Origin of the sequence: Oribacterium sinus (assembly GCF_014202695.1) — a bacterium.
GTDB lineage: Bacteria > Bacillota > Clostridia > Lachnospirales > Lachnospiraceae > Oribacterium > Oribacterium sinus.
Genome location: NZ_JACHHH010000010.1, coordinates 1 through 13,081 on the forward strand (window position 1 = coordinate 1; position 13,081 = coordinate 13,081).

At 40.0% G+C, this 13,081-nt stretch carries 10 protein-coding genes, 3 tRNA genes and 1 pseudogene; 13 read left to right on the plus strand and 1 reads right to left on the minus strand.

Features of this window, described 5'->3' with window-relative positions; translation table 11 throughout:
- Window positions 1-304 precede the first annotated feature (304 nt).
- The 12 genes from HNQ46_RS09205 (at window position 305) to HNQ46_RS09260 (ending at window position 12,257) form a co-directional block, all read left to right on the plus strand.
- Window positions 305-1,438, plus strand: a complete 1,134-nt coding sequence (locus HNQ46_RS09205) for a hypothetical protein (RefSeq protein WP_183684431.1) — start codon at window positions 305-307, stop codon at window positions 1,436-1,438.
- Window positions 1,439-1,454: 16 nt separating this feature from the next.
- Window positions 1,455-3,260: a PIN domain-containing protein gene (locus tag HNQ46_RS09210; RefSeq protein ID WP_183684432.1), complete on the plus strand. Its 1,806-nt coding sequence runs from the start codon at window positions 1,455-1,457 to the stop codon at window positions 3,258-3,260.
- A gap of 119 nt (window positions 3,261-3,379) precedes the next feature.
- Window positions 3,380-3,462: transfer RNA gene (locus tag HNQ46_RS09215), tRNA-Leu, on the plus strand.
- A 371-nt stretch (window positions 3,463-3,833) separates the two neighbouring features.
- Window positions 3,834-4,598 (plus strand): SDR family NAD(P)-dependent oxidoreductase, encoded by a 765-nt coding sequence (locus tag HNQ46_RS09220; RefSeq protein WP_183684433.1) that lies wholly within the window; start codon window positions 3,834-3,836, stop codon window positions 4,596-4,598.
- A 3-nt stretch (window positions 4,599-4,601) separates the two neighbouring features.
- Window positions 4,602-5,624: an RluA family pseudouridine synthase gene (locus HNQ46_RS09225; RefSeq protein ID WP_183684434.1), complete on the plus strand. Its 1,023-nt coding sequence runs from the start codon at window positions 4,602-4,604 to the stop codon at window positions 5,622-5,624.
- Window positions 5,625-5,933: 309 nt separating this feature from the next.
- Window positions 5,934-7,514, plus strand: a complete 1,581-nt coding sequence (locus tag HNQ46_RS09230) for a YifB family Mg chelatase-like AAA ATPase (protein ID WP_183684435.1) — start codon at window positions 5,934-5,936, stop codon at window positions 7,512-7,514.
- 2 nt (window positions 7,515-7,516) lie between these two features.
- Window positions 7,517-8,419: a DNA-processing protein DprA gene (gene dprA / locus HNQ46_RS09235; RefSeq protein WP_183684436.1), complete on the plus strand. Its 903-nt coding sequence runs from the start codon at window positions 7,517-7,519 to the stop codon at window positions 8,417-8,419.
- Window positions 8,420-8,817: 398 nt separating this feature from the next.
- Window positions 8,818-10,827, plus strand: coding sequence for a type I DNA topoisomerase (gene topA / locus HNQ46_RS09240; protein ID WP_183684437.1), 2,010 nt, complete (start codon window positions 8,818-8,820; stop codon window positions 10,825-10,827).
- Between the two features lie 88 nt (window positions 10,828-10,915).
- Window positions 10,916-11,272 (plus strand): type II toxin-antitoxin system RelE/ParE family toxin, encoded by a 357-nt coding sequence (locus HNQ46_RS09245; protein ID WP_207720021.1) that lies wholly within the window; start codon window positions 10,916-10,918, stop codon window positions 11,270-11,272.
- Window positions 11,269-11,559: a helix-turn-helix domain-containing protein gene (locus tag HNQ46_RS09250; RefSeq protein WP_007156363.1), complete on the plus strand. Its 291-nt coding sequence runs from the start codon at window positions 11,269-11,271 to the stop codon at window positions 11,557-11,559. The genes HNQ46_RS09245 and HNQ46_RS09250 overlap by 4 nt, the downstream gene beginning before the upstream one ends.
- A gap of 73 nt (window positions 11,560-11,632) precedes the next feature.
- Window positions 11,633-11,715: transfer RNA gene (locus tag HNQ46_RS09255), tRNA-Leu, on the plus strand.
- 128 nt (window positions 11,716-11,843) lie between these two features.
- Window positions 11,844-12,257, plus strand: coding sequence for a hypothetical protein (locus tag HNQ46_RS09260; protein ID WP_007156362.1), 414 nt, complete (start codon window positions 11,844-11,846; stop codon window positions 12,255-12,257).
- A 150-nt stretch (window positions 12,258-12,407) separates the two neighbouring features.
- Here the strand turns inward: HNQ46_RS09260 and HNQ46_RS09265 are convergent.
- Window positions 12,408-12,493 (minus strand) — tRNA-Ser (locus HNQ46_RS09265).
- A gap of 304 nt (window positions 12,494-12,797) precedes the next feature.
- Here HNQ46_RS09265 and HNQ46_RS12400 point away from each other — a divergent pair.
- Window positions 12,798-13,042: pseudogene (locus HNQ46_RS12400) on the plus strand (IS1634 family transposase); the annotation flags it as partial.
- Window positions 13,043-13,081 lie beyond the last annotated feature (39 nt).

Below are 13,081 nucleotides of genomic sequence, written 5' to 3' on the forward strand. Positions count from 1 at the left end.
GATTTACTTAGATAATAGATTGTCTGATTTTTTGATTTTGATACAGATACTTTCATGACGCAGTCCCTCCATGCGCCCATTATACCATATATAGCCAAATATAGCTAGTACTATTTTCATAAAATTTGACAAAAAAATACAGGCTTTTCAAGGCCTGAGGAGATTTTGGAACTATTTAACTGTCAAACTACCGCCAGTATACCATTAGCTTTTTTGAAAATCAAGCATTATTTTTTAGAACTTTGCTGTATTTTTCGAAACGATACGTTATAATGAAGCTAACTAAAGAGAAAGGAGAGGCTTCATGCTGGAGTACTTGAATTTAAAGCTGGACGGACTGGGTGTAGGGGAAAGCTCATTGAACATTTGGATGAAGAATGGTCGGATTAAGTATGCCTATGATGCGCCTGTAGAGGATGAGGGTCCGGCTCTTGTCTTGAATGTGCCCAAAGAATCTTCGGAAAGCTTCTTAAACTCTTTAGATGAGTGTGCCATACCGAAGTGGAAGCGTAGCTATTTTCAGGAAAAAAAAGGAGGTATTCCTGCATTTTCCTTCCGTTGGTTTTTGCTGTATAAAGAAGAGAATCAAGAGGCGAAAGAGTATCAAGGGATTAATAGTGTTCCGGGAAGTTGGAACCGTTTTATTGCTTCTTTAAACAGACTGACGGCTGAGGTGAACAGCGCGAATTCTCATCAGATTATGCGTTTTTCCTTACGTGTGGAAGAGGAAAGGGAGAATGTAAGCTGGAATCCTTTGACACAGAAAGAAGAAAGAGAGGATGTCTTTTTTGAAGAAACCCTGCTTCTTTCCAGAGAAAGTCAAAGCCTTGTTTACCTGCAGAACATGAATAAGCTTCCTTCGGTAAAGCATGAGTACTTTATACCCAAAATCGTGGATTATCTTTTGGGCAATATAGAACGCTATTTTCAACATTATGATCAGAGTGAGGGAAGCATAGGGGAAGAGAGTCCGGCCCTTTTAGAGATTACAATTCAATATCGGGATGGTCGGTATTTTCAGGTAAAGAGGTCCTATGATCGCTATGGCCTTCCGGATGACTGGGAAGACTTATTGGAGGACTTTCATAAGACTCTGTCCTACTACGGTGTATTCGGTTCTCTTTTTGATCCAAGACTGTATCGACATGGTGTGAAAGAAGGAGAACATATTTTTCTAAGCTGTTTATCTGAACCGAATGGAAAGCCTAGTTATTTTAGGAGCTTAGAGGACAATATTTCCGTGGGAGATTTTGTGTTGGTTCCCAGTCTGAAGCAGGAAAATGCGGAAACTGTGGTGATGATTTCTGAAGTTCTATATTGTAAAGAGGGAGCACTGCCTTGTCCTTTGGAGGAAGCCAAGCTTATTCTCCGAAAACTGGATGAAGGAGAATTCTTCGGCTTTTTATCCCAGGATAATCATAACGATGACTTTATGTGAAAAAGGAGAATAAGTTGTGATTTTTTTAGTGGATTTTGAAAATACCCATGCCAGCGGCTTTGAAGGGTATCATTATCTGACAGAGCAGGATACCTTGGTAGTGTACTACAGTGATGAAAATTCTGCTTTACAGAAGGGCGTAGTAGAGGATTTAAAGGAAAAGGCTGTCCATGTAAGAATGGTGAAGCTTTTAAAACAGCACAGCAATGCATTGGATATGTACATTGCTTCCACAACGGGAATGTTTTTGGATACAGGAGAAAAGATTTGCATTGTTTCCAAGGACAAGGGCTATGCAGCGGTTCGAGACTTTTGGCATAGCTTAAGAGGTGCGGAAATTCTTTTGGGAGAGACCATTGAAGAGTGTTTTCTCCATTCTGTGGCCAATGACGATGAAAGAATCAGAAGAGCCAAGGAGAGAAACCAAAAGGTACAGCTTATTGATGCCTTTGAAACCACCAACAATGTTCCTACCAGACCGACATTAAGCTACAGAAACAATTACAGAAGAAGAAAAAATCAATTCCTGGACGTGAACAGTCATTTGGAGCCGGTAGAGCTCTTACCGAATCCTTTGGCAAAGGAAGATGTAAGCTATGCTTCTTTGGTGGAGGAGGAAAATGACGGAGAGCATTTTTCCGTGGATTATTCTGCAAGTATCAAGGAAGAAAAGCTTTATCCGGATGAGGATCATGCTGAAAGCTTCGAGAAAGAGCTATCTTCCGATAGAGCTACAGAAGAAACTGTTGTTACTAAAGAAAAAGAAGATTTGGATTCTCGAGAGGAAGCTAAAACCGCAGATAATACCAAGCCGGAAGAAGCGAAGCATGAGGATTCTTCCAAGAGTTCGATAGAAACCGTGAATCGTATTTATCCTAAGACGGAAAAGAAAGCAAATGCTGGAAGACCTTCTAATCAAATCCAGTATATTTATGATCCGGTTTTAAAAAGAATGAAGCGTGTGGATGTAGAGGAAGTAGCTGAAGATAGCATTTCCGAAACCCCGGAGGAAGAGTCTAAGAAAACGGAAGAGAAAAAGTCTTCCGATGCAGGAAAAGATGAGGCTGTACAGGAGGATGCCAGCGCTGTAACAGAAAATCGTCCTGTGGAGCAGAGGGAACGGCAAAGACATCATAATCGTAGAAGAAGACGTTCTAACGGAAAGAAGGAAAACGGAACACAGGCTTCCTTACAAGCCTCTAATCAGGAAGTAAGCCAGGACAATACTAAAGCGGTGTCGCAGGATAGTGCTAAAGTAGCAGCAAAGGACAATGCTAAAACAGTAGTAAAGGACAGTTCTAAAGAACATGGTAAGGATGTTTCTAAGGAACGTGGAAAGAATGCTTCCAAGGAGGAGTCCAAGTCTGTAAAGGAAAAGAAGACGGAGAAGCAAGGAAAAGCGGAATCAGAAGAGAAAAATGGAAAGACTGATAAAGCAGTAAAGGAAAAGAAAGCTAAGGCTAAGGACGCGGAGAAGACTGCAGAAAGCAAAAACGATTCCAAAGCTACAAAGGCAAAGCCGGTAAGAAAGTCTACGAAGTCTAAGGCAGGAGAGGAAAAGTCGGAAAGCAAGTCGACTCGGACCAAGACCACAGAAAAAAACGCTAAGGCAAAGACCGAAGAGAAGACAAGTACAGCGAAGGAAGAAAAAACAGCAAAATCAAAGACCGGTACTAAGACTTCCAATGAAAAGACCTCTGAAAAATCTGTAAAAGTGAAGGCTGATACAAAGAAAACAGAAACCGCAAGTGTGGAGAAGCCCGTTCGGAGAGGCAGAAAGAAAAAGGAAGAAACAAAGGCTGCCGACAATAAGTCGGAATAGTAGAAAAGCTAAAAAAGCTAATCATTTATTCGCCGGAATAAATTTGGCATAAACTTTTCGCTTCCGTAAGAAAAATACTTGCACAGTAGAGGAAATTGTGATAGAATTTCCTCTGTTGCGCGGGAGTGCTGGAATGGCAGACAGGCAAGACTAAGGATCTTGTGTCCGATAGGACGTGTGGGTTCAAGTCCCATCTCCCGCAGGAGTTGAAAAACCTAGGAATTAAGCCTACAATGGCTTGAAACCTAGGTTTTTTATTGCTTATTTGGTATCTGTTTTTACAGAAAAAGCAGGGATTTTCCTCATTTTACAGTGAATGTATCCCATGAATATCCCACGAAACTGCCTATGAAACTGCTTACGGAACTGTTCATGAAATTATGGGTATAGTCCGACAATTCGGAAAAGAGATTGAGATTATACTTTGAGTAAGCTATACTTAATTCAGTATTCAAGGAAGAGTGCCGTTGGTTCGGTGACTAAAATCTTCTTTGGGCTTCCTCTGCGTAGGCTTTACTAGTATAACAGGCCCAAGGAAGTGTAGCATATTTCATAGAATCTAGGATGGATGGGATGAAAATAGCAATAATTACAGGGGCGAGTTCGGGAATAGGAAAAGAGATTTGTTTTGCATTGCAGGATCGTATTCCGGCAATACAGGAATTTTGGCTTTTTTCCAGAAGGAAAGAAAGTCTGCAAGAGGTAGAAGAACAACTATTCAGACCGGTTCGTCTTTTTTCATGGGATTTAACAAAAGAAGAGTGTTTTCAAAAGTATGAGGACTTGCTGAGAAAAGAAAATCCGGAAATTCTTTTTCTGGTCAATGCGGCTGGCTTCGGAAAGCTGGGGAGAGTGACGGAAATACCCGTTGAGGAACAGCTGAAGATGCTGGATTTAAATGTAAAGGCTTTAACGGCATTTACTTTGAAATCATTGGAGTATATGGGCTCCAGTTCCCGGATTATTCAAATGGCTTCCGCCGCAGCTTTTTTACCCCAGGCTGAATTTTCCGTTTATGCGGCTACAAAGTCTTATGTATACTCATTTTCCTTATCCTTAAGAGAAGAGTTACGAAATACAGGCGTTGGACTGACCGTGGTTTGTCCGGGACCGGTGGATACTCCCTTCTTTACGGTAGCGGGAGGTGGAGGAAGAATGCAAAAAATCAAGCAACTTTTTATGGCAAAGCCTAAGAAGGTGGCAAAGCTGGCGGTGATGGATGCGGTATTAAATCGTCCTATTTCCATTTATGGCTTGCCGATGAAGGGATTTTATCTTCTATGTCAGATTTGTCCGGATATGCTTTTGATTCCTGTAGTTCGTAAATTTTATAGGTAGACTATGCGAGAAATTCTGATATCACAAAACGAAAAGGAACAAAAGCTCTTAAAGCTTTTACAAAAATATTTTAAAGGACAGGCAGATTCCTTTCTTTACAAGATGCTTCGAAAGAAAAATATCCTTTTAAACGGGAAAAAAGCCGATGGTAAAGAGATTTTACAGCTGGGAGATACCGTTCAGCTTTATTTCAGTGAAGAGAGCTTGGGCAAGCTGATTCAGGAGCGGGAGAGTGGGGAAAAGGAGCTTTGGACTCAGAAGTGGCAGAGCTTTATTCTTTATGAAGACAAACACTGTATTTTATTTAATAAGCCGGTAGGACTTCTTTCTGAAAATGATGGAAGTTCTTCTTTTTCTGTAAATTCCCTGCTTTTATCCTATATGCGAACAAAGGGAGAGCTCAGTAAGGAACAAGAGAAAAGCTTCCGTCCGGGGATTGCCAATCGCTTGGATAGAAATACATCGGGAATCATCATTTTTGGAAAAAGCTTGGGGGGATTGCAGGCATTTGCCAAGCTTCTACAAAGCCATGATTTAGAGAAAAAATATTATGCCCTGGTGTATGGAGATTTTCAAAAAACAGGGCTGCAGGAGCATTTTCTGGAAAAAGATAAGGGGAAGAATAAGGCCTTAGAAAGTGAAAGAGGGAAAAGAGTCAAGAGTGCGTTTGAGAAGCTGGCTTGCGTGGAAAGCAGTGTGGGATCCCTTTCCCTTCTTTCGGTACAGATTTTTACCGGAAAAACCCATCAAATTCGCACCCAGCTATCCCTTCTTTCCCATCCTATTGTGGGAGATGATAAGTATGGAGATACAAGGAAAAATGCGAGATTAAGAAAAACTCTGCCCTTATCTTATCAGCTTCTTCACGCCTATTCTCTACGGTTTCCGAAATTACTGGAGAGCAGTGTGTTGTTTTCTCTTTCGGAAAAATGCTTTTTTGCTCCACTTCCAAAAGAATATTTTGAGATTTTAAAAAGCTTTCATTTGGATGCTTATCATATTGACAAGACTAAGGGGAAGGACTAAGATTATTTCTAGAGATAGTCTTAGTCTTTATTTATATATCTATATATCTATCGTTCTATTGCCTTTAGCTTCTATTGTTTTACATTCTATTGTTTTACATTCTATTGTTTTACATTCTATTATATTTTAATTCTGTTGCTTTCCTTTTCGATTGCTTTTTTTCAGCTCTTCTTTTCATTGTATTTTTTCAGGATTTCATTTTTTACTTTTCTATTCTTATCATTCTATTTTTGTCATTTTTTTCTTGTCATTCTTTTGCTCTTGGTGTCTTTCAATTTCTTTTTTAAAAAATGTATATGAGGTATTCGAATGTTATCTAAAGTCTATTCTGCTGCAATTCATGGGTTAAATGCTTATGTGGTTTCCGTTCAGGTGGATGAAAGCAATGGGCTTCCCCGCTCCATGACTCTGGGAAATGTTTCTGCTTCCGTGAAGGAGGCGATAGAACGAGTGAGTATTGCCTTAAAAAATTTAGGCTTAGAGCTTCCGCCGAAGAAAATCACCATTAATTTACAACCTGCGGATCTGCGAAAAAACGGCAGTTCCTTCGATCTTCCCATTTTTATGGGAACCTTACTGGCTCTCTATCCAAGCTGCGATTTTCCCTATGAAAACTATGGATTTTTGGGGGAACTAGGTTTAGATGGAGAGATTCGACCTGTATCCGGTGTGCTTCCCATGGTTCTGGCCTTGGAAGAGGCTGGAATGGAGGGGGTATTCGTTTCGAAAGACAATGAGCGGGAGGCTAGGAACAGTGAAAAATTAAAGGTAATTTCCTGCTCTCATATCACAGAGCTTTTGGATATTTGTAAAATTCCTTACGGAAAAAAGGAGAAGAGAAAAAATATAGGAGCAGGACCTTCTGTAGGAAGCAATGATGAAAGCTATGCAAACGGTAATGAAGAAGATCAAAATTTAGATTTCCAAGATGTTTTGGGACAAAGCTATGGAGTTAGAGCGGCATTGATTGCAGCGGCAGGACATCATGCCCTTCTTTTTTCCGGTCCTGCCGGGTCGGGAAAGACGATGATTGCCAAGAGAATTCCCGGAATTTTACCAAAGATGAGTAAACAAGAGAAACTTGAGCTAACAAAGATTTATTCTATTGCATCTTGCCTTCCTTCTGAAAAGGGCTTAATAGAGAAACGCCCCTTTCGTGCCCCCCACTCTGCTGTCAGTCAAAATACCTTGCTTGGCGGGATGTCTTCCGGAAGATTGATTCCGGGAGAATTGGCATTGGCAGGGAAGGGGGTGCTATTCCTGGATGAATTACCTTTATTTAAAAAAGAAAGCATTGAAGCGTTAAGAGGTCCTATGGAGGAAAAAAGAGTTACCTTACATCGCCTGCAACAATTCTTCTCCTATCCGGTGGATTGTCTTTTTGTGGCGGCGATGAACCCCTGTCCCTGCGGATATTTTCCGGATCGAAATCGATGTCATTGTACGCCGGGACAGATTCGAGCTTATCAACGGGGAATTTCCAAACCGATTCTGGAAAGAATGGATTTATGCGTATCCTTGCCGTCGATTACTTTGCAGGATGCATTGACCAAGGAAAAAGGAATTTCTTCGGCGGTTTTAAGAAAACAGGTGGAAAAGGCAAGGAAAATGCAGGAAAGACGCTTCTTTCAAGAAGAGAAGATACGTTGGAATGGAGATATGAATGTTAGGGCAGTAAACGAATACTGTGAACTGGGAAAAGAGGAAGCGGAATACATGGAGAATATTTTTAAGCTCAAAAATCTCTCCATGAGAACCTATCATAAAATATTAAAGCTTGCCAGAACCATTGCGGATTTGGAAGAAGAGGAGAAGATTAATATGAATCATCTGGCGGAAGCAGTTTCTTACCGAGGCCTGGAGGAGGTATTGTTTTCTTTTGAGGGATAAGTATGGAAAAGAAAAATATAGAGCTGTCAATTAGAGAATTATTGCCTTTTCAAGAGGATTTTCCGAAACGATTAAGTGAAATTCCGGATAGTCCGGAATGCCTTTATTTAAAGGGCTTTCTTCCTAAAGAAGGAGAGCATACTGTGGGCATTATTGGAGCTAGAGATGGAACGGAATATGGAAAGGATATTGCAAGGTCTATCGCGAAAACTTTGGCCAAAAAAGGGATAGGCATTGTGAGCGGAATGGCTTACGGCATTGATTCCGCGGCGCATGAAGGGGCATTGGAAGGAAAGGGCAAAACCTATGCGGTTTTAGGCTGCGGAGTAAATATCTGTTATCCAAGCTGCAATTTTAGACTGTATGAAAATATTGAGAAGAATGGAGGAATTCTCAGTGAGTATCCTTTACATTCCCCTCCTTTGCCCCATCATTTTGTGGAAAGAAACCGCCTGATTTCAGGACTCTCCGATGTGATCCTGGTGGTGGAAGCGAAGGAAAAATCCGGTACTTTTATTACGGTGGATAGAGCGTTGGAACAGGGAAAGCAGGTATTTGCCGTTCCCGGAAGAATCGTAGATCGTTTATCTCAGGGCTGTAACAGATTAATTCGGGAGGGTGCATCGGTGTGTACCTCTGCCGAAGACATATTATCCTACTTTTCTTTAGAAGCGGAAAAGGAGGAAAGCAAAGAAGATGAGATTAAAAATTTTCCAAAGGAAAAACGAAGGATTTATCTTGCTTTGGGCTATGAAAGTAAGCATTTTCAAAGCCTTCAAGAGGAATTAAAGCTTCCGAATTACATGCTGCATCGTTATCTTATTGAGCTGGAAGTGGAAGGTTATTGTGAATGTGTACAAGCTGCATATTATAGAAGAAAAAATCGGAACAGTTACTTTAACTAGAAACTTAATTTCCTATAAAAATTATACTGATTTATGTTTCTATTTTGTTCACTGCTTCATCGAAATACCTGGAAGTGCCAAAAGTAAATCTCTGATTATTTCTTGCACTTTTCTTATAAAAGTATCAAAATCTTCCGATAAAGCTCTGAAATAGCTAAATTTCATGGAATCCGACTTGCTTTTTTTTTAGGATTCGTTTATAGTGTCCACGAATTTTTAGGAAAGCAGCTTTGTATTATTTTTTAATAATAAATTTTATCTTTAATAGCCTTTAAACATGAAGTAAGAGTGCTTTGACTTACTCAAAGAGAAAGACAAGGGCGCTTATTCATGCTATAGATAAAGGAAGTGTTCTTTCGCTTTACAGCAAGTTATACCGGAACAGGAAAGGATAAGGAATGGCAAATAATCTCATTATTGTAGAGTCACCCGCCAAGGTAAAAACCATCAGTAAGTTTTTAGGAAAGTCCTATACCATTGATGCAACTATGGGACATTTAATTGATATGCCCAAAAGTTCCCTTGGAGTAGATGTGGAAAATGACTATGAGCCAAAGTACATTACCATTCGCGGAAAAGGGGAACTGCTGAGCAAGTTGAAAAAGGAAGCCAAAAAGGCGGATAAAATTTATCTGGCAACCGACCCGGATCGTGAGGGGGAGGCAATCAGCTGGCATTTGCAAAGAGAGTTGAATAAGGATGAGAAAAATGCAGCGAAAATCTCCCGTATAAGCTTTAACGAAATCACCAAGAATGCAGTGCAGAATGCCATCAAGAATCCCAGAGAAATCGATATGGATTTGGTCAATGCGCAGCAGGCCAGAAGAGTCATGGATCGCTTGGTGGGATATACCATCAGTCCATTGCTTTGGCAAAAGATTCGTAAAGGCTTATCTGCGGGAAGAGTGCAGTCCGTAGCACTGAAGATGATTTGCGACAGAGAGGCGGAGATTAATGCTTTTGAGCCGGAAGAGTATTGGAGCCTTAGTGCCAGCCTTGCTGTAGGCAAGAAGGAAGTAGAGGCGGTATTTTACGGAAAAGATAAGAAGCTTTCTTTGTCAAAGGAAGAGGATGTTCTTTCTGTTATTTCCGAAATTGGAAAAGAAAAGCTAAAGCTCATTGAGAAAAAGAAGGGGGAAAGAAGAAAGAAGGCTCCCCTTCCCTTTACCACCTCTACTTTACAGCAGGAAGCGGCAAAGCTTCTTTCCTTCCCCACCCAAAAAACTATGCGAATAGCTCAGTCTTTGTATGAGGGCGTGAATGTCAAGGGCAGAGGAGTTGTAGGTTTAATTACCTACCTTCGTACGGACTCCACCAGAATTTCTGAAGAAGCCCATGCTGCGGTATTGGAAAAAATCGGACAAGAATATGGCCCTGAATATTGTCAGAAGAATCAGGCTGAAGATAAAAAAGAAGGTAAAATTCAGGATGCCCACGAGGCTATCCGCCCCAGCTACCTGGAGATTACCCCCTTCGAGGCTAAAGAAAGCCTTGGAAAGGATGAGTACCGTTTATATCAGTTGATTTATAAGCGCTTTGTGGCGTCCAGAATGGAAGCGGCAGTTTATGAAACGGAAACGGTAAAATTTCAGGCAAAGGACTATATTTTCACCTTAAACGGCAGCCGTCTGCGTTTTGACGGATTCCTTGCCGTATATATGTCTGAGGAAGATAAGGCGGAGAAAAATGTCACTCTCCCTGAGATGAATGAGGGAGACTCCTTTAAGGTGGAAAAATGGAATAAGGAACAGCATTTTACCCAGGCACCGCCTCATTATACCGAGGCTTCCCTGGTAAAGGCCTTGGAGGAGGGCGGCATCGGAAGACCTTCTACCTATGCACCTACCATTGGAACCCTTCTTTTACGGCGCTACATTACCAAAGAGAAGAAGAACATCTTCGTTACCGAATTGGGAAATGCGGTAAATGAAATGATGTCCAAGAACTTCCCTACTATCGTAGACAAGGGCTTTACAGCGAATCTTGAGTCCTTATTGGACTCTGTCAGTGTAGGGCAGACTTCTTGGAAAACCATTGTGGAAAATTTCTATCCGGATCTTTCCGAGGCTGTAGAAAAAGCCAAAGAAGAGGTGGAGAAGGTTAAAATAAACGAAGAAGAAACGGATGTAATCTGTGACAAGTGCGGCAGAAAGATGGTTATTAAGTATGGCCCTCACGGGAAATTTCTGGCTTGTCCCGGCTTTCCGGACTGTAAAAATACCAAGCCTTATGTGGAATACGCCGGTTTTCTCTGTCCGACCTGCGGTGCGGAGTGCGTAAAGAAGAGAAGTAAAAAGGGACGAATCTTCTATTCCTGTTCTCGTTATCCGGAGTGCGACTATATGACCTGGCAGAAGCCAAAGGACGCAGTAACCGGAGAGAAAAAAGAAGGGGAGATTATGGCGTAAGCTAGGAATATTAAGTTTGTTACAAAGGGAATATTGTTCTTGCGATAATGAGTTTTATCTCATATAATAAATGAACGAGGTAGTAACAATGAGATTCACTGTAGAGTTTTATGAGAAAGAAAATGGTGAAATTCCTGTAATAAACTTTATAGACTCCTTAGAACCTAAATTGGGATCAAAAGTATTATCTTTAATTGAAATACTAGAAGAGAAGGGTAATCAGTTGAGACTGCCTTATAGTGAATGTCTTGAGGATGGGATTTTTGAATTACGATGTAAGTTTGGTTCAGATATTACACGTACTCTGTATTTCTTTTATGAAGGTGCGAATATTATTTTGACGAATGGTTTCGTCAAGAAAACTCAAAAAACTCCTGCGCAGGAAATAAAACTTGCGAAACTAAGGAGAGCTGACTACTTGTCACGAAAGGGAAAGTTGAAATGAAGCTTCAAGAGTATAAACAGAATAAGATGCGAGATTCTGAATTTGCGAAAGCCTATGAAGAAGTACAGCCGGAAATGAATATCATTAGAGCTATTATTGATGCTCGAATAGCGAAGAATATGACACAAAAAGATTTATCTAATAAAACCGGCATTAATCAATCGGAGATTAGTAAGTTGGAGAATGGAACAAGAAATCCTTCTATAAAGCTGTTACAAAGATTGGCTGAAGGAATGGATATGGTGTTGGATGTATCTTTTAAAGAAAAAACTTTATCTAAGCCTTAAATCTTTTGAAATCTTTTGATTGAAATTCTTTTTCTTGACGAAAAAAAACGATGGTGATATACTACTTTCGTTTGCAGAAGTGGCGGAATGGCAGACGCGCACGGTTCAGGTCCGTGTGAGGTAACACTCATGTGGGTTCAACTCCCATCTTCTGCAGGAAAGAAGAGACTTGGAATAAGGGGATACCTTGTTCTAAGTCTTTTTTGATTCAAAGTCTACTTGTGAAAGATAGGAATCAAAGATTTGTGTTAAAAAGTAATACTTTGTTTTAAGGAGTTTGGAATATGTTGAAGATTTCCAATTTTGAGCTTATGGCAATATTATATATGATTGCACTATTGCTAATACTTATGATATCTGCAATGATTACCTTTAAGAATTGGGCGAAAAGAGAACAGAAATATGATGTTTTCATGATTAAGAATAATGAATTGACGGTTCTGTCGGGAATACCGGTAAGATATTGCCTTAATGATATCGAAAGAGTTGAATTTTCAAAGATAGTAAGTCGAGGAAGTTATGGGGGAAGAATGAGAATATGGAAAAAGGGAGCTTTGTTTGGGCGTATTTTTTTGTTCGATGCCAGTGCCTATCGTAAAAAATTTGCTTTCAGCAGTACATACGAAGAGATAGAGCTTGTTACGGACGATTTGATGAAAAAACTGAGAGAACATGGCATTACGTGCGTAAAGAAATAGTCTGTTAAGCGTGGTCGGTTTCGTGGTCGGCTTGTAGGGAAATAGTACTGCTCGAAAGCGAAATGGTGCTTCATGCTCAATGCCTTGTAGACAAGCAAAAAGCCTAGTGTTTTAAGCTGTTTTGGCTTATACACTAGGCTTTATCTTTAACGCAGAGGGTGGGGTTCGAACCCACGTGCCCTTGCGGACAAACGGTTTTCAAGACCGCCTCGTTATGACCACTTCGATACCTCTGCAATAGAACTTCTGCATTATATAACTATTGTGAATTTATGTCAATCCTTAAAAATTTATCATAAAGGCTAGCTGAAAATTTATCATAAAACCGGAAATTCTTGGTTTTTCGTAGAGATTTTCCCCTAAATTAGCTTGCCCAACAATCCCGTCTTTAGGATTTAGCACTATATTTCTTTAGGGATAACTTTATACGCACCTGCCTTTAACCAGTATAAACACTGGTTTTTTATTTTTAAATATTTGACAAAAATATTTTTTAACTCTTTACTTTATAGTGTTATCATAGTCCTGGAAATGATTTCTATATCTTATTTTTTGAAAAAAACCAAAAATAAAAAAAGTACATACCTACAGATTTATGAAAGCTATTATGATCCCGAACGTAAATGTGGTGCACATCGTTCTTTCAAACCAGTCGGATATATCCACGAACTCATTGATAAAGGTATTGATGACCCTATATCCTTCTATTCTGATGAAATAAAAAAATTAAACAGTGAGTACAAAAAAACAAGAGAAAGAATAAGGTCAGACAGATTTCTAAAGAGTTCAGACTTTATAAAGAAACTAGCTATAAATACAACACT

Excerpts from the sequence above, each read along its gene's own strand:
- HNQ46_RS09205 (WP_183684431.1), top strand. The coding sequence starts at position 305 with ATGCTGGAGTACTTGAATTTAAAGCTGGACGGACTGGGTGTAGGGGAA.
- HNQ46_RS09220 (WP_183684433.1), top strand. The coding sequence starts at position 3,834 with ATGAAAATAGCAATAATTACAGGGGCGAGTTCGGGAATAGGAAAAGAG.
- HNQ46_RS09225 (WP_183684434.1), top strand. The coding sequence starts at position 4,602 with ATGCGAGAAATTCTGATATCACAAAACGAAAAGGAACAAAAGCTCTTA.
- HNQ46_RS09230 (WP_183684435.1), top strand. The coding sequence starts at position 5,934 with ATGTTATCTAAAGTCTATTCTGCTGCAATTCATGGGTTAAATGCTTAT.
- dprA (WP_183684436.1), top strand. The coding sequence starts at position 7,517 with ATGGAAAAGAAAAATATAGAGCTGTCAATTAGAGAATTATTGCCTTTT.
- topA (WP_183684437.1), top strand. The coding sequence starts at position 8,818 with ATGGCAAATAATCTCATTATTGTAGAGTCACCCGCCAAGGTAAAAACC.
- HNQ46_RS09245 (WP_207720021.1), top strand. The coding sequence starts at position 10,916 with ATGAGATTCACTGTAGAGTTTTATGAGAAAGAAAATGGTGAAATTCCT.
- HNQ46_RS09250 (WP_007156363.1), top strand. The coding sequence starts at position 11,269 with ATGAAGCTTCAAGAGTATAAACAGAATAAGATGCGAGATTCTGAATTT.
- HNQ46_RS09260 (WP_007156362.1), top strand. The coding sequence starts at position 11,844 with ATGTTGAAGATTTCCAATTTTGAGCTTATGGCAATATTATATATGATT.